Origin of the sequence: Flavobacterium sp. LC2016-12 (genome assembly GCF_015351595.1) — a bacterium.
Lineage (GTDB): Bacteria > Bacteroidota > Bacteroidia > Flavobacteriales > Flavobacteriaceae > Flavobacterium.
In genome coordinates this window covers 234,293-249,267 of the sequence record NZ_JADKPT010000006.1, presented here as the reverse complement: position 1 = coordinate 249,267, position 14,975 = coordinate 234,293, and the positions used below count along the sequence as shown (strand labels likewise).

The 14,975-nt window shown below is 33.8% G+C and carries 14 protein-coding genes; 1 reads left to right on the top strand and 13 read right to left on the bottom strand.

Going from position 1 to position 14,975, the window contains the following annotated elements:
• Positions 1-14: 14 nt before the first annotated feature.
• Together IRZ99_RS12335 and IRZ99_RS12330 are read right to left on the bottom strand one after the other, a co-directional pair.
• Positions 15-875: a YicC/YloC family endoribonuclease gene (locus IRZ99_RS12335; RefSeq protein WP_194657545.1), complete on the bottom strand. Its 861-nt coding sequence runs from the start codon at positions 873-875 to the stop codon at positions 15-17.
• Between the two features lie 202 nt (positions 876-1,077).
• Positions 1,078-1,431, bottom strand: a complete 354-nt coding sequence (locus tag IRZ99_RS12330; protein WP_194657544.1) for an arsenate reductase family protein — start codon at positions 1,429-1,431, stop codon at positions 1,078-1,080.
• A gap of 77 nt (positions 1,432-1,508) precedes the next feature.
• Here IRZ99_RS12330 and IRZ99_RS12325 point away from each other — a divergent pair, with 77 nt between their 5' ends.
• Positions 1,509-1,964: a DinB family protein gene (locus IRZ99_RS12325; protein ID WP_194657543.1), complete on the top strand. Its 456-nt coding sequence runs from the start codon at positions 1,509-1,511 to the stop codon at positions 1,962-1,964.
• A gap of 31 nt (positions 1,965-1,995) precedes the next feature.
• Here the strand turns inward: IRZ99_RS12325 and IRZ99_RS12320 are convergent, their stop codons facing one another.
• The 11 genes from IRZ99_RS12320 to IRZ99_RS12270 form a co-directional block, all read right to left on the bottom strand.
• Positions 1,996-2,487 carry a septal ring lytic transglycosylase RlpA family protein gene (locus IRZ99_RS12320; protein WP_194657542.1) on the bottom strand — a complete coding sequence of 164 codons (492 nt, stop codon included), beginning with the start codon at positions 2,485-2,487 and terminating at the stop codon, positions 1,996-1,998.
• 87 nt (positions 2,488-2,574) lie between these two features.
• Positions 2,575-2,997: a hypothetical protein gene (locus IRZ99_RS12315; RefSeq protein ID WP_194657541.1), complete on the bottom strand. Its 423-nt coding sequence runs from the start codon at positions 2,995-2,997 to the stop codon at positions 2,575-2,577.
• A 106-nt stretch (positions 2,998-3,103) separates the two neighbouring features.
• Positions 3,104-5,881: a TonB-dependent receptor gene (locus tag IRZ99_RS12310; protein WP_194657540.1), complete on the bottom strand. Its 2,778-nt coding sequence runs from the start codon at positions 5,879-5,881 to the stop codon at positions 3,104-3,106.
• A 322-nt stretch (positions 5,882-6,203) separates the two neighbouring features.
• On the bottom strand, positions 6,204-7,847 hold the full coding sequence (gene pgi / locus IRZ99_RS12305) for a glucose-6-phosphate isomerase (RefSeq protein ID WP_194657539.1): 1,644 nt from the start codon (positions 7,845-7,847) through the stop codon (positions 6,204-6,206).
• Between the two features lie 124 nt (positions 7,848-7,971).
• Positions 7,972-8,307 carry a hypothetical protein gene (locus IRZ99_RS12300; protein ID WP_194657538.1) on the bottom strand — a complete coding sequence of 112 codons (336 nt, stop codon included), beginning with the start codon at positions 8,305-8,307 and terminating at the stop codon, positions 7,972-7,974.
• Between the two features lie 32 nt (positions 8,308-8,339).
• Entirely contained in the window at positions 8,340-8,960 is a 621-nt protein-coding gene (locus tag IRZ99_RS12295) for a hypothetical protein (protein WP_194657537.1), read from the bottom strand.
• Positions 8,961-8,981: 21 nt separating this feature from the next.
• Positions 8,982-10,202: a peptidoglycan DD-metalloendopeptidase family protein gene (locus IRZ99_RS12290; protein WP_194657536.1), complete on the bottom strand. Its 1,221-nt coding sequence runs from the start codon at positions 10,200-10,202 to the stop codon at positions 8,982-8,984.
• 21 nt (positions 10,203-10,223) lie between these two features.
• Complete coding sequence (locus IRZ99_RS12285; protein ID WP_194657535.1) at positions 10,224-11,165, bottom strand: tryptophan 2,3-dioxygenase family protein; 942 nt, start codon at positions 11,163-11,165, stop codon at positions 10,224-10,226.
• Positions 11,165-11,935, bottom strand: coding sequence for a DUF3108 domain-containing protein (locus IRZ99_RS12280; protein WP_194657534.1), 771 nt, complete (start codon positions 11,933-11,935; stop codon positions 11,165-11,167). The genes IRZ99_RS12285 and IRZ99_RS12280 overlap by 1 nt, the downstream gene beginning before the upstream one ends.
• A 299-nt stretch (positions 11,936-12,234) precedes the next feature.
• Complete coding sequence (gene hppD / locus IRZ99_RS12275) at positions 12,235-13,395, bottom strand: 4-hydroxyphenylpyruvate dioxygenase (protein ID WP_194657533.1); 1,161 nt, start codon at positions 13,393-13,395, stop codon at positions 12,235-12,237.
• A 173-nt stretch (positions 13,396-13,568) separates the two neighbouring features.
• A complete protein-coding gene (locus IRZ99_RS12270; protein ID WP_194657532.1) occupies positions 13,569-14,726 on the bottom strand; it encodes a homogentisate 1,2-dioxygenase in 1,158 nt (385 codons plus the stop codon).
• Positions 14,727-14,975: the final 249 nt, after the last annotated feature.

Below are 14,975 nucleotides of genomic sequence, written 5' to 3'. Positions count from 1 at the left end.
AAGCCTACGGCTTTTTACAACACGTTTAAAACCTGTTCCTTAATCTTTTCCAATTCATCCTTCATCATCACAACTAATTTCTGCATTTGCGCATGATTCGATTTTGAACCCATCGTATTGATTTCACGACCCATTTCCTGAGTAATAAAACCTAATTTACGACCATTAGCTTCAGTTCCTTTAATGGTTTCTAAGAAATAGTCTAAGTGATTGGTCAAACGTACTTTTTCCTCTGTAATGTCAAGTTTTTCTAAGTAGTAAATCAATTCTTGTTCGAAACGATTTTCATCTACATTCACTTTCAATTCAGAAATCGCAGTTTGCAAACGATCTTTTATGGCCTGAACTCTTTCCGGATCAAGTGCCAGAGCGTCGTTCATATATTGACGGATATTTCCAATTCTAAGGTTGAATTCTTTTTCAAGTGATTCACCTTCGTCTTTTCTAAAAGTTAAGATATTTTGTAAAGCCTCTTCAATTATAATTTGGATTTGCTCCCAGTCATTTTCATCAATTTCTTCACGCTCGGTTTTTAAGGTATCAGGCATACGAATGGCCATTTTCATTAACTCCGTTTCATCAGCATCAGGATAAACTTCTCTAAGTTGTGCAATGTAATTTTTTACAACAGGAACATTTACTTTCGTCGAAGTTTGTTCAGAAGTACTTTCAATGTAAATTCCGAAATCAATTTTTCCTCTTTCCAATTTTGTAGAGATTTGAGTTCTTAAACCTAATTCCATTTCGCGGTACAGCGACGGCATTCTTACGTTTAAATCTAAACCTTTACTATTTAAGGATTTTACTTCGACCGTAATTTTTTTTGTAGGCAATTGCAAAGAAGCTTTGCCAAACCCTGTCATAGATTGTATCATATAATTGAGTATAAAGGCGCAAAGATACTAAAAAATTCACAGTGAGAGTTTCTAGTATTTTAAAGCCATAATTTTAGTTTTTTGGGCGTTCCCTCCGGGCGGGCTATCCGCTCCAATCTTTTTTTGAGCAGAAAAAGCTCAAAAAAAGGATTTCCACTGCTATCCCTAACGCAAGTCCCGATTCCTTACGAACTTTCAGGTATTATTTTTCTAAAGCTTTCATAGCTTGTAAAGTAACGGGTTGGCTGTTGCCAATGTAAATTTTGCCATCAATAATAAAAACCGGACGACTCAGGAAAGTGTAATGCTCCAGAATGTATTTTTTAAAATCAGCTTCACTCAGTGCTTTGTTTTTTAAATCCATTGATTTATACAACTGTGCTTTTTTGCTGAATAACGCTTCATAACTTCCTGCAAGTTTATACATCTCTTCCAATTCCGCTTCGGTAATCGGGTTTTGACGGATGTCATGAAACTCCAGGTTATGATTCGCCGGTAAACCTTTAATGATTTTTCTACAGGTGTCGCAAGAAGCTAAGTAATATATTTTGTTCATGATTTTTAAATTTAGTGACTACAAAGAAAATTCATTTGAAACTGAAAAATGCCTAATTTTAGAAAAAAATTATAACTATGAATTCAGTATTTGAAGTACAAAAAACCATTAGAGAAGTTCTTTTGAAGGTTTTAGACAATCATTCATTAGAACAGTTAAACAAAATCCCAGACGGATTTAGTAATAATTTGATTTGGAATATCGCGCACTGCGTCGCTTCGCAACAAGTTTTAGTTTATAAATTGTCTGGTGTGCCATCAATGGTTTCGGAAGAATTTATAACGAAATATAAAAGAGGTACAAAGCCTGAAGGTGATGTTTCTCAATCCGAAGTCGACGAAATAAGAACTTTGCTTTCAACAACTTTAGAACAGGTTCAAAAAGATTTTGCGAATAACACCTTCGTTAATTACACCGAGTTTCCCACAAGTTTAGGTTATATACTTAAAGACATTGATGGAGCTTTAAGCTTTAATAATTATCATGAAGGAATTCATACCGGAATGGTAATGAACATGAGGAAACTTGTGTAAAAAAAAGTCCCGCTCTAAAGCGGGACTTTTTTTATTCTACTATAGTCTCAATAGTAACTTTCATTGCACCGGCACCTTTGCTTCTGGTAATATCCATAAAAGCTCTTTTCGAAAGGTCTAACTCGCGGGTTTTAACAAACGGACCTCTATCAGTAATTTTAACGATTACAAATTTTCCATTGGCTTCATTTGTTACTTTTATTCTGGTTCCAAATGGAAGTTTTTTGTGCGCAGCGGTGTATTTATTGTTGTCAAATCTGCTTCCGTCTGCGGTTTTTCTGCCTGTAAATTTATCGGCATAATAGGAAGCATGTGCATTTTTTTTGTATGGTTTTAATTTTAAACCATTGTCTGTAAAAACAGAATCGGTAGGTAAAGCGATTTGGCCTGTTTTGTTGTTTTTAATAGTGTCCTGCGTAATTTTAGGCTCTGTTGGCCTGACTTGTTGACTCATAACGTAAGTAACGCAACTTAAAAAAGTTATAGTAAATGCGCTGAGTAAAATGTTTTTTTTAATTCTCATGGGTTATTCTTTTTCAGACTTGGGGAGTTTGTACAAATAATATGCCGAGATAAAAAAAGCCCTATTCTTAGGGCTTTAATTGGTTTTTTAGAACCATAGGTTCCACGGGATTCTACTCAATATAAGTAATAATCCTAATCCGTAAAAAATAGCAAATGTTTTAAATTTAGCTTCGCTATTAATTAGTTTTTTATGTTTTGACCATCCTATAGTAATTAGGATAATAGCTATAAGATTGATTAAAGGGTGTTCTAATGATGTTAATCGAAGTTCAGCATTAGACATTTCTCCAAAAGCTGCTTTTCCAAGCGGAGATACAAAATAAAGAATTAAACCAATCAATAATTGCGTGTGTGTTCCAATTAAGGCAAACAAGGCAATTTTACGGTCTTTAGCAGTAAACTCTTTTTTAGAAGTTAATCCGATAATGGCATTTACAACGGCAACCAATAAAAGTAATAATGCCAGATAAGCCCATCCAGAATGGAATTTTTGTAGAAAATAATACATAAAACTGTTTTTTTGTTCAAAACAAATATAACAAAAAAGGCTATAAAAAAACGGCATCAAACTTAAAAGTCGATGCCGTTTATGATATTTATTTAGATTCTAAATATTAGAAGTTATAACTTAAAGTCATGTTCCAAGTTCTTCCAAATCCAAAATATACTTGATTGTTTGTTGAAATACCTTTGTATGTTGCTTGAGTTGGGAAATCTTCAGCAAAGAAGTTTGTTTTTCCTTCAGCAATATAGATTTCATCAAATACGTTGTTCACGTTGAATCTGAAATTAACTGAGTTATCTTTCTTTTTACCAACTGGTAATCTATAAGATAAACCTGCGTCAACTAAACCATAATCTGGTAATTGTAAAGAACCTCTATTATCCTCTTTTGTAAAGTTAAGTGGAGCAATAGTAGAATAAAGTTTATCGTAGTAGTTGTAATTAGCATCAACAGTAAGACCTCTAACTACTTCGTAAGCTGCACCTAATGAAGCAGTAAGTTGAGCTGCATCTCCAACTTTTACACCATCTAAATATAAAACTGTATTAGCAGTTCCAGGAACAACGTTGTTTGCGGCATCGTAAGTGTTACTTATACTATTTCCGTCATACTTCCAATCTCCTACAGAGAACATAGCATTAATTTTTAATTTATCAGTCACTTTTGCGTTAGCTTCTAATTCTATACCTGAGTGAATTTCTGAAATTCCTGAATAATCAATGTATCCTCCTGGATTGTTTCCTGAACCATCATTGTTTCTTAAGTATCTGTCTTTCCATGAAGTACGGTAAACATTGACATTTGCATTTACAATTGAAGAGCGGAATCCGTATCCAGCTTCAAGACCAAATATTTTTTCGTTTGTCAAATTACCATTCAAGATATTTCTAAAGTTTGGATAAACAGCAGTAAAGAATGGTTGTTTTGAATAGTAACCAGTATTAAAGAACACATTGTGTTGCTCGTTAATATTGTAATTAGCTCCACCTTTTACGTTACCACCCAGAATATTTTCGTAGTCTGTTTCGTAAAGTGGGTTGTCTGGTGTGTAATTAAAACGATCTGTTCTTTTGAAACCTTGTTCAGATATCGCTCCTTGAATAAATGCTGTAAGATTGTCTTTTGAATACTCTAATTGTGTAAAAGCACCATACCAATTTACATTTCCATCATAATCATATCCTAATTTTTCTTCAGCTGTTGCTTTTGCAAAAGGATTTAAAGATGCTTTAGTTGGATAGATTTGTGTTAAGATTCTATTAGGATTGTTAACATCCGTTTTGTCAAGAAATGCACTTGCTCCGTAAAGGTTGTTTAGTGTTTGGTAGTGGATTCCTTTGTAAGTTCTTAGATCTACACCCAAATCTAATGTTAGGGTTTCTGTTAATTTTTTATTCATACTTACAATTCCGCCATACCAGTTATGAGAGTTGAAAGATGATATTTGAGAAATACCAGAAGTGGTGTTGTAAACATATGGTGATGTTGGTGTATTTGCTCCAGATCTCCCAGTGTCCACACCATTCACATATGGATATTCACCTGCTACTGGAGTTCTTTGGTAAGATGTTGTACCTAGAGTAATTGGTTGACCAGAGTTCCATTGTTGGATTTTATCATAATCTACTAAACCGTCAGCAGTTCTTAAAGCTGAAGCAGCATAGTTATTACCTCTAATTCCTCCAGTTCCGTTTGTTCCTGCTCCACGACCCCAAGATCCGTAAACAACTGTAGAAAGTTTTGTTGTTTCATTGATATTCCAATCCCAGTTGATAGAACCTACAGGTTTGCTGTAATAGTTTTTTCTAATGTTATAAGCTTCACCATTTAAATATCCCCAATCAGAATTGTATCTTGTATTTGGATCTCCATTAGATCCATATTTTAAATAAGTGTCAAGAGTAATGAATGTATTTCTTTGGTTGTGCCATTGTGGTGCACCAGTAAAAGTAAATTGAATATCATGTTTATCGTTTGGCTTGTAACCAAATGCGATATAATAATTTTTTCCTTCAAACTGTGTTCCGTCAATGTATCCGTCTCCAACTGTAGAACTTAATAAAACAGATGCAGAAAGACCATTTTTCATAACTCCTGTGTTGTAAGAAGCCTGAACTTTAAAGTATTGAGCATTTCCAAATCCAGAAGAGATGGTTCCGCCTTCTTTCATGTCAGAAGTTTTAGTTAAAACGTTAATAGTTCCCCCTACAGAAGCAATAGCTAATTTCGAAGATCCTAAACCTCTTTGTACTTGCATAGCAGAAGTTACATCAGATAAACCTGCCCAGTTACTCCAATATACAGTTCCACCTTCCATATCATTTACTGGAACTCCGTTTATCATAACGGCAATATTTTTTTGGTCAAACCCACGAATATTAATTCTTGAATCTCCAAAACCTCCACCGCTTTTTGTCGCATAAACTGAAGGTGTATTTTTTAATATTTCAGGAAATTCTTGAGTTCCAAGTTTTGCCTGAATTTCAGCAGCTTTAATTGTAGAAACGGCAACAGGAGTTTTTCTGTCTTTAGCAATATCTACAACGCCACTTTTTACTACAATTTCGCTTAATTCATTCGAATTTGAGTTTAAAGTAATAACTCCTAAATTTACTGTTCCTCCTTTAGCAACAGAAAAAGAGATGGTTTTTGATTCATATCCTAGATATGAAACTACAATTTCTCCAGAAGTTACTGAAGTTGTAATTGTGAATTTACCATCGAAATCACTTGAACCAGCGTCTGATGATCCTTTTACTACTGCGTTAGCACCAGGTAAAGAAAGGGCACCATCGGTAATAGTACCGGTAATTTTACTTTGAGAAAATGCGGTTGAAACTATCATGAACAACAGTCCAGTAAGTAACCAATTTTTCATTGTCTTCATTTGTTATTTAGTTTATTGTTTTTGGCAAAATTATAACAAATAACTCAGATAGTGTTATCAAAATGTTAAGAAAAGTCAGTTTTATCTATTGTGTTGCGTATTAAAATGATTTTTTCATTTTTCGTTAAATAAAACAATGTTTTCTTGAATTTTGATGCTTGTTTTTTGTTAAAATCATAATTATTCCAATGATATTGTAGGTCTAAACTTGCAATAATCAATAATTTAAAGACAAATATTGGCATGTTTATACGAAAAAACGCCTTAATTTTAGTTAAATTAAGGCGTTTCAGTTTGTTACGAAAACTGTTAAAAGTGTCTGCTATTTGTTCTTTAAAAAGTGGTTCAACAAAAATGATGTTGAACTATCATGATTTTTTACCGTTTTAGAATTTATTTCATCTAAAATTGAATTGGCTAATTGTTTTCCTAATTCAACTCCCCATTGATCAAAACTGAAAATGTTCCAAATAACACCCTGAACAAAAATCTTGTGTTCGTATAAAGCAATTAAGGATCCCAAAGATTTAGGTGTTAATTTTTGAATCAAGATGGTATTGGTTGGTTTGTTCCCTGTGAAAACTTTAAATGGCAATAAATAAGATGCTTTTTCTTCAGAAAGTCCTTGTTTGTCAAATTCAGCCTGAACTTGTGCCGGAGCTTTTCCGTTTAATAACGCTTCTGTCTGAGCAAAGAAGTTCGACATTAATTTATCATGATGATCTTCGTTTCCGTATAATGGTTTTACGAATCCAATAAAATCAGTCGGAATTAATTTTGTTCCCTGGTGAATTAGTTGAAAGAAAGCATGTTGTGAATTTGTTCCTGGTTCTCCCCAAATAATTGTTCCGGTCTGGTAGTTTACCGGTTTTCCGTCGCGGCCAACACTTTTTCCGTTACTTTCCATAGTTGCTTGCTGCAAGTACGGAGCTAATTTTTGTAAATATTGAGTATAAGGAATTAAAGCTTCGCTTTCAGCTCCAAAGAAATTATTATACCAAACATTTAATAATGCTAAGATTACTGGAATGTTTTCGTCAAATTCTGCTGACTTGAAATGCTCGTCCATTTCATTAGCACCTTTCAATAAATCATTATAATTATCAAAACCAACGGCCAAAGCGATGCTTAAACCAACAGCGCTCCACAAAGAGAATCTTCCGCCAACCCAGTCCCACATAGGGAAAACGTTGTCTGGATTAATTCCGAATTCAGTTACTTTTTGAATATTAGTAGAAACTGCCACAAAGTGTTTTGCTATATCTTCCTGAGAAGCCGATTTCAAAAACCATTCTTTGATGGTTTCAGAATTTGATAAAGTTTCCTGAGTAGTAAAGGTTTTAGAAACAATTAAAAATAAAGTTGTTTCCGGGTTTAGTTTTTTGATAACTTCGTTTACGTGATCACCGTCTACATTTGAAACAAAATGTAAATTAAGGTGATTTTTGTAAAACTGTAAAGCTTCAACGGCCATTACCGGACCAAGATCTGAACCTCCAATTCCGATATTAACAATATCAGTAAACGCTTTTCCGGTGAAACCTTTTCTTTCACCTGAAATTACTTCGTTTGTAAAGTTTTTGATTTTGTTTTTTACTTCATAAACTTCCGGAATTACATTCTCTCCATCAACTTTAATAGTTGCTGATTCGGGAGCACGTAATGCTGTATGTAAAACGGCTCTGTTTTCTGTTTGGTTGATAATTTCGCCACCAAAATATTGAGCAATTGCCTCTTTTAATCCTATAGAATTTGCTAATTCTAATAAAAGAGCAATAGTTTCCTGACTAATGTTGTTTTTAGAGTAATCTACTAAAAAGTCATTCCATTGTAAATTGAATTTTTCAACACGGGTATTATCTTGTTGAAATAATTCTTGTATCGTAGTTTCGTGAATTGCATTATAGTGGTTTTGCAGATTTTTCCACGCTTCAGTCCCGGTTGGGTTTGTTGTGTTTAAAGCCATTTTTGTATTTAATTGAGAAAGTGGTTATTTGTGGTTTTTAAAAACACAAAAATACTGAAATAACTTTTAAAAGCTTTAAGCTTCACAATTATATAACAATTAGTTACGAAAACGTTTTATAGGATTATCGCTTTTGAATTTTTGTAGTTATGATTATAGCACCATCATTTTCTTTATCATTATATATTATGCGACTGCTGTTTTTGTTTAAGAAGTCTAAGCTTAATATGTCGGATTTTTTAAGGGGCAGTAATATTGTATCTTGTTTTTTATTGTAATTAAATGGATTTCCGTCTATTACAATAAAAGGCGATCTGCCAATTTGGTCTTTCTCAAACGCGTGGTTAATTGATTCTAGGACAAAGTATTTATTTTTCTCGAAATCATTTAAAATAAAAGCATGTGGATGGGAACATCCGAGTGCTAATATCGATGAAAAAAGGAGTAAGGTTTGTTTCATGAATGGTCCGATTAGTTAAAATGAAATTTTTTCTACCAAATCTTCCACCAGGGTTTTTTATTAACTTCAATAGTTTTTTTCTCAGTATTAATTTCGATTCTTTTTGGTAACTCAATTTTGATTTTCGAATCGTCAAAAAACAATTCACCATTATCATTCATTCCAAGAGGAGACTTTGTTCTTCCTCTCCAGTCAGCTGTTTGTAATTCTGCAAGTAGTGTTGAATGAATTTTATCCTTAAATTTTTTTCGTGCTTTTTCTATAATTTCTTCTTCCAGATTTGAAGATGAGTTTTTAAAAAGTGAAATCGAGTTGTCTGGAATATTTAAAAGGAAAACCTGAGTTTTGTTTTCGATTTTCTGAATATCCAATACTTTAAAATAAGCAATAGTATCTAAAAGAAAATGACCAATTTTTGTAGAGTCAGGGTTGAATTTCGATAAATCTTTTGGATGCGCACTTGCAATCAAATACCTGATATTTCCCGAAAGCCCTCCGCCAAGTGATGACATATCAGTAAAACCTCTTTCCTGAATTATTTGTCCAATTTTGTAATTTGAGATTATATTGTCCGGCAAATCAGTATCTCTGTAGAATAGTTTTAAACCTGAAAAAGTTTCATTGTAAATTGCTTTAAGACGTGCATTTTTCATTCGACTTTGTGTTTCGGATATTTACAAGTTTCCAATACTATCTAATTCTCTTTTCAAAGGTTCCATTTGTTTCATGAAACGGTTTTTGTCATTTCCAGTCAAAGATTCTCCGGTTGGTAAGTTCAGTCGAAGCGCATCAACCTGAATTCCGTTTTTCCAGAATCTATAACAAACGTGTGGGCCGGTTGCAAGACCGGTGCTTCCAACTAGTCCAATGGTTTGTCCTTGTGTTACACGTTGTCCTCGACGAACTAAAATTCGTGACATGTGCAAATATTGAGTAGAGTAGGTTCCGTTGTGTTTTACTTTTACGAAGTTTCCATTTCCAGCTGTGTATCCGGTTGCTTCTACAACTCCGGCAGCCGTTGTCGAAATAGGTGTTCCGGTAGGAGCAGCATAATCGGTTCCTTTGTGCGCTTTCCAGGTATGTTGTACCGGGTGAAATCTGTTTGCTGTAAATCGTGATGTGATTCGGCTGAATTTAATTGGTGTTTTCAGGAAGAAGTTTTTCAGCGTTTTTCCCTGATCATCGTAATATTCTACTTTTCCTGAAAGTGTGTCTTTTTCAAAAGGAAAAGCATAAACGATTTTTCCTTTATATTCAAAAAAAGCAGCTTCAAGATCTTCAACACCATCATATGTTTTTCCGTTGATAAAGCGTTCAGTGAAAATTAAACCGTAACGGTCTCCTTTTTTAAGTTTAAAGAAGTCAATTGACCATGAAAATACTTTGGTGATTCTGCTGGCCAAAGCTGTTTCTACACTTGCATTTCCTAAAGTTTCAGATAATGAACTTTTTAAAACACCACCAATTATTTTACGTTTAAAAGTAACCGGTTTTATTTTTTTATACGCTTTTGCAATACTGTCTCTTAAGTCAACTACATAATAAGTTAGTGCATCCGGCTGATAAATAAAAACTTGTAATTTATTGGTTTTATTTTTAGCGCGAAGGAGTGTATAAGGTTTGTTGTAACGAATCGTCCTAACATTAAAAGAATCTTTTACCTGTTCTACAATAGAAAATACTTGTTTGTCACCAATATTTTGATTTTGAATGATAGATCCAAAGGAATCTCCTTTTGATATTGTATCATTAACAACATTAAAGTCGGCGTAATTAAAACCAAATTCTACTTTCTTAGTTTTTGGTTTAGTGATTTTAGTTTCAACTTTCTCATCGGTTTTATTGCATGAAAATATTGAGAATAAAACGATTATAATTACGAATGCTTTTTTCAAACTTTTATTTTTTGTGGAAAATTAAATGGTTTCTTCATTTCCCCAATTGGACAATTCATCTTCGGTCCACAATTTAGGAAAAAAGATGCGTCTTTGGTATTTTGGATGCATATATTTTTGCCAGTCACTTCCACCGGTTGCTTCTCCGTTACCTTTTCCGCTTTCCAAAATGTATTTTCTTGCAGTGTTCAAATGCTGCATAACCCAAGTAATATTCACAGTTTTGTCATAATGACGCATTGCATTTATTAGTTCTTCATTTTGCTGATCTGTTTCTGGTAATTGAGTGAATTTTTGCCAAATATTTTTAGTTTTAAAAGTAGACATTTGTCTTAAAAAGGCAACTTTATATTTGTTTTCAAATTCCTGAAGCAAGTATGATTTTTCTCCAGTCTGATAATCTTTTCCGGCAGCTTGCCAATAAAGGTGCTCAAAACTAGTTTCTAAATCAGTGTTTTCGTCAAAATTTGCTTTGTATCGGCGATCTGTTAAATTGATAACATCAGTCGATGCAAATTCAATTAATCTATATTGTGCGCTTTGAAAACCACTTGCTGGCGTAAGTGTATTTCTGAATTTCATGTATTGATCTACCTCCATTCCGTTTTCCATGATGCTAAACGAGTTGGTAAGCATGTCAAAATATCTTGTGATTCGTGACAATCTTTCGCTAAAAAAAGCAACCTGAATATTTTCAGTATTGGCAATCTGATCAATTTCCCACAAAATCATCTTGAAAATTAATTCATTTACCTGGTGATACATGATGAAAACCATTTCATCAGGAAGTGTCGTACGTTGTGTTTGTAAGCTTAAAAGTGCGTCAGTTTGAATATAGTCCCAGTAGGTAATTGGTTTTGACCAAAGTAAGCCTTCAAGCTGCACATCAGTTTTTTGATTTATAGCTTGAAATTTAAGGTCAATTTCATTTAAAATTGATTCTGAATGATCAGTAAGGTTCATTATTTTTTTGCTTTAAATGGATTTTTTAATCCTTTATATTCGTCAAGATCGGCTTTTAGCGATCCTACCGCAAGATCCGCTTTAATTCTAATCGGAACTTTGTTGTCGTCATCTGTTATCCAGAGTGTTAGGCTTTCTTTTTCTTTAAACACTCTCCCGGTTTGTACCAATGGTTTGAATACCATCGTAGAAACGGTGCCAAATTTAGTTGTAATATCCTGACGACCTATATATTTTAACTTAAATTTTGTGATTTCATCATCAAAAAACATGTCAATTGTAATAGATTCGCCCGATTTAAGTTTGTCTATATTGGGGTGATTTCGTAAAAAATAAAAAGAGGAAACAATATCTTGTACGTTATCTGTTGTAATGATTGTTTTTTCTGACTTTCGTTTGTAGTCTTTAACTAATACACGATTTTCCGCCTGATTAAAAATACCTTCCTGATTTTTAGCATAACCACCTTCGTCTATTTTTCGGATATATCTATAAGGGCTTCCGGTTTCTTTGTCAAAATAGCTTTCGTATAAATCTTCTACTTTAAAAAAGAATTTTGACATTCCGGTCGTGTAACCTTTGCCCACCGCATGGTGCACTTTTTTATTATTTATTGTAGCATCTTTAATTTCGAGTGTTGCATAACCCGCATTGACAATTCCGTAATGGATCCTGAATTTGAAAAATTCTCCCGTACCAAATGCATCTTCTTTTTGAGTGTCAAAAGCAAGAGTAGTGAGAATTAATATGATGAGAACTAGCTTTTTCATAGTACAATATTTACATTTCATTATAAAGATAATTAAATGCAAATTCTATTCCAAATGTACCAAAACAAAAAAACTCAGTCAAGTAATGACTGAGTTTTTATGCTATTAACTAACCAAAAAACTATAAATTATGAAATTTATATCAATTCAGAAGGAAACCACCCCTTCCTGATTTGCGAGTGCAAAGATATACAGAAAGTTCAAAAAAGAAATAGCAAAAGGCAAGTTTAACATAACATTTGCATAAAAAGCATGCTTTTACAGAGAATTATCCTGTTTAATGCAAAAATTTTGTGTTTTTATAATGTTCCTCTCAATTCTTGCTCTCTCTCAATCGACTCAAATAGGGCTTTAAAGTTCCCTGCGCCGAAGCCTTTTGCTCCCATTCGTTGAATAATTTCGAAAAATAGTGTCGGTCTGTCCTGAACCGGCTTGGTAAATATCTGTAATAAGTAACCATCTTCATCGGCGTCGACCATGATAGCAAGTTTCTCAATTTCGTTTAAATCTTCTTTCATCATATCCATGTGAACGCCTAATCTTTCAGGGATCGCCTGATAATAAGTATGAGGAGGAGCAGATAAAAACTCAACACCTCGTGCCTTAAGTTGCGAAACCGTTTTGATAATGTCATCTGTCGCAATGGCGATATGCTGAATTCCAGGTCCGCCATAAAAATCTAAATATTCTTCAATCTGAGATTTTTTCTTTCCTTCAGCTGGTTCATTGATTGGGAATTTAATTCTTCCATTTCCATTAGACATTACTTTACTCATCAAAGCTGAATATTCAGTATTGATTTGTTTGTCATCAAAAGATAGGAAATTCACGAATCCCATAACGTCCTCGTAGAATTTTACCCAGATATTCATTTCGTTCCAACCCACATTTCCAACCATGTGGTCAATGTATTTTAACCCTGTTGGTTCTGGATTATAATCTGATTTCCATTCTTTATAGCCTGGCAAGAAAACACCGTTGTAGTTTTTTCTTTCTACAAAAATGTGAACCGTTTCTCCGTAAGTGTAAATTCCGGAACGAACTACTTCTCCAAATTCATCTGACTCCACAGTTGGTTCCATAAAAGAACGGGCACCACGTTTCATGGTTTCTTCATAAGATTTTGTTGCATCTTCAACCCAAAGGGCAGCCACTTTTACACCGTCGCCATGTTTTTGAAGATGTGCGTGAATAGGAGAATCCTGTGTTAAAGGCGTTGTCAAAACAATTCTGATTTTATCCTGTTTCAAAACATAAGATGCTTTGTCTTTTACTCCTGTTTCTAATCCGGCGTAAGCCAAAGACTGATATCCAAAAGCAGTTTTATAATAATGTGCAGATTGTTTTGCATTTCCTACGTAGAATTCTACATAATCTGTTCCTAATAAAGGAAGGAAATCTTGTGCTCCTTCGAATATTTTTTCTAATCCGTATTCTACTGATTTTACTTCTTTTGACATGATGTTTATTTGTTTAATCGGTTAATCGTTTATTTGAAAAACCGAAGTGTTGTTTTTAAGATGTTTTTTAACCGCAAAGTTCGCAAGGATTTTACGCTAGGTTCGCAAAGTTGATTATGGCGATCTTTGCGTAAAATCCTTGCGAACTTTGCGGTTAGATCGATTCCATAAAATTATTCAGTCCAGGACTTATAGTATTTCCCATCATCAAGCCCCATAGCTTCCTCAGTAACCATAAGTGGTCTGAAAGTATCAACCATAACGGCTAATTCCTGGGTTTCTTTATGACCAATGCTGCGTTCCATTGCGCCTGGTGCGGGACCATGCGGAATTCCTTTTGGGTGTAAAGTGATATGACCTTGCTCGATATTATTACGGCTCATAAAATCGCCATCAACATAATAAAGTACTTCGTCAGAATCGATATTACTGTGATTGTATGGCGCCGGAATTGCTTTTGGATGATAATCGTAAAGTCTAGGGCAGAATGAACAAACGACAAAAGTGGCCGTTTCGAAAGTTTGATGTACCGGAGGCGGTTGATGCACACGCCCCGTTATAGGTTCGAAATTATGAATCGAAAATCCGTAAGGAAAATTATAACCGTCCCAGCCCACAACGTCAAAAGGATGTGTGGCGTAAACTACTTCGTGAATCATTCCTTCTTTTTTGATTTTAATTAAAAAATCACCTTTTTCGTCGTGCGTTTCCAATTCGCTTGGCAAAATAAAATCACGCTCGCAAAATGGAGAATGTTCTAAATGTTGTCCGGATTGGTTTTTATAACGTTTTGGAGTGTAAAAAGGAGAATAAGATTCAACGTAAAATAGTCGATTTTCTTCCGTCTCAAATTCTATTTGGTAAATAATGCCTCTCGGAATAATAAGATAATCACCATATTCAAACGGAATATTTCCTAACATGGTTCTTAATTTTCCTTTTCCTTTATGGATGAAAAGCATTTCATCAGCATCGGCATTTTTGTAGAAATAATTTCGAAGCGATTCTTTTGGAGCGGCTAAACCAATAATACAGTCTTTGTTGACTAACATCGCTTTGCGGCTGTCTAAAAAGTCATTTTCAGCTTTTAATTCAAAGCCTTTAAAAAGTAATGATTTTATGTTTTTTCCGATTGCAATTTTTGGTTCAACCGAATAAGAGTTTAAAATTTCTTTAACCTGCGTTGGTCTGTGAACATGATAAGACAACGATGAATGTCCGTGAAAACCTTCGGTACCAAACAATTGTTCGTAATAAAAACCTCCGTTTGGTTTTTCGAATTGGGTGTGTCTTTTTTGAGGGAAATCTCCAAGTTTATGATATAATGGCATGGCTTTTCAATTAGATAATTTGTAAATTAGATAATTCGAAAAAGGTGAATTGTGTGAACAGATAACCAGCTCAACTTTTGTGCTGACTAATTATCTCAATTCGATAGCTTCACTCAGGATTTCTCTTGATGAGGAATTGAAGATATTCTAATAAACCTGTCCATTTTGTTTTCATTATAACAAATGTCGTAATTTTTATTGATTTAAATTATAAATCATATCATTTAAGAGCGCAAATTAATCTAAAAT

Bases quoted from the DNA above. Each gene is read 5' to 3' on its own strand.
- IRZ99_RS12320 (WP_194657542.1), bottom strand. From the start codon at position 2,487: ATGAGAATTAAAAAAAACATTTTACTCAGCGCATTTACTATAACTTTT.
- IRZ99_RS12285 (WP_194657535.1), bottom strand. From the start codon at position 11,165: ATGAACCTTACTGATCATTCAGAATCAATTTTAAATGAAATTGACCTT.
- IRZ99_RS12300 (WP_194657538.1), bottom strand. From the start codon at position 8,307: ATGAAACAAACCTTACTCCTTTTTTCATCGATATTAGCACTCGGATGT.
- IRZ99_RS12335 (WP_194657545.1), bottom strand. From the start codon at position 875: ATGATACAATCTATGACAGGGTTTGGCAAAGCTTCTTTGCAATTGCCT.
- pgi (WP_194657539.1), bottom strand. From the start codon at position 7,847: ATGGCTTTAAACACAACAAACCCAACCGGGACTGAAGCGTGGAAAAAT.
- IRZ99_RS12315 (WP_194657541.1), bottom strand. From the start codon at position 2,997: ATGTATTATTTTCTACAAAAATTCCATTCTGGATGGGCTTATCTGGCA.
- IRZ99_RS12325 (WP_194657543.1), top strand. From the start codon at position 1,509: ATGAATTCAGTATTTGAAGTACAAAAAACCATTAGAGAAGTTCTTTTG.
- IRZ99_RS12295 (WP_194657537.1), bottom strand. From the start codon at position 8,960: ATGAAAAATGCACGTCTTAAAGCAATTTACAATGAAACTTTTTCAGGT.
- IRZ99_RS12280 (WP_194657534.1), bottom strand. From the start codon at position 11,935: ATGAAAAAGCTAGTTCTCATCATATTAATTCTCACTACTCTTGCTTTT.
- IRZ99_RS12330 (WP_194657544.1), bottom strand. From the start codon at position 1,431: ATGAACAAAATATATTACTTAGCTTCTTGCGACACCTGTAGAAAAATC.
- hppD (WP_194657533.1), bottom strand. From the start codon at position 13,395: ATGTCAAAAGAAGTAAAATCAGTAGAATACGGATTAGAAAAAATATTC.
- IRZ99_RS12270 (WP_194657532.1), bottom strand. From the start codon at position 14,726: ATGCCATTATATCATAAACTTGGAGATTTCCCTCAAAAAAGACACACC.
- IRZ99_RS12310 (WP_194657540.1), bottom strand. From the start codon at position 5,881: ATGAAGACAATGAAAAATTGGTTACTTACTGGACTGTTGTTCATGATA.